This window comes from Brevibacillus sp. HB1.3 (genome assembly GCF_013186635.1).
Taxonomy (GTDB): domain Bacteria; phylum Bacillota; class Bacilli; order Brevibacillales; family Brevibacillaceae; genus Brevibacillus; species Brevibacillus brevis_D.
On record NZ_JABMIT010000035.1, the window covers coordinates 1 to 439 of the forward strand.

Genomic DNA, 439 nt, shown 5'->3' on the forward strand with positions numbered 1-439 from the left:
GAGGGCTTAACGGCCGTGTTCGGCATGGGAACGGGTGTGTCCCCTCCGCCATCATCACCAGACGATTTGACTATTTCTCAAAAGTGACGAAGAATAATGTAACATGTCTTCTTGATCACTTTCAAGTATTATTTTTTGGAAAATGGTGGAGCTGAACGGGATCGAACCGATGACCTCCTGCTTGCAAGGCAGGCGCTCTCCCAACTGAGCTACAGCCCCATACGGGTAATATTTAGTGGTGGGCCTAGGCTGACTCGAACAGCCGACCTCACGCTTATCAGGCGTGCGCTCTAACCAACTGAGCTATAGGCCCTTGTAAGCCACAAAAAAAGACGTACTACTTCAAAGGCCAAAAGCTGCGGCACTTCAAAGATCTGTATACGTCAGGGAGTTGATGCTCCCTCAAAACTGAACAGCGAACGTTGCGTTACGGTCATAT

2 tRNA genes and 1 rRNA gene are annotated in these 439 nt (G+C 49.2%); all 3 read right to left on the reverse strand.

Annotated elements, in window-relative coordinates:
* Window positions 1-62: ribosomal RNA gene (gene rrf / locus HPY31_RS28540) — 5S ribosomal RNA — on the reverse strand; the annotation flags it as partial.
* 81 nt (window positions 63-143) lie between these two features.
* A tRNA-Ala gene (locus tag HPY31_RS28545) sits at window positions 144-219 on the reverse strand.
* A 17-nt stretch (window positions 220-236) separates the two neighbouring features.
* A tRNA-Ile gene (locus tag HPY31_RS28550) sits at window positions 237-313 on the reverse strand.
* Window positions 314-439 lie beyond the last annotated feature (126 nt).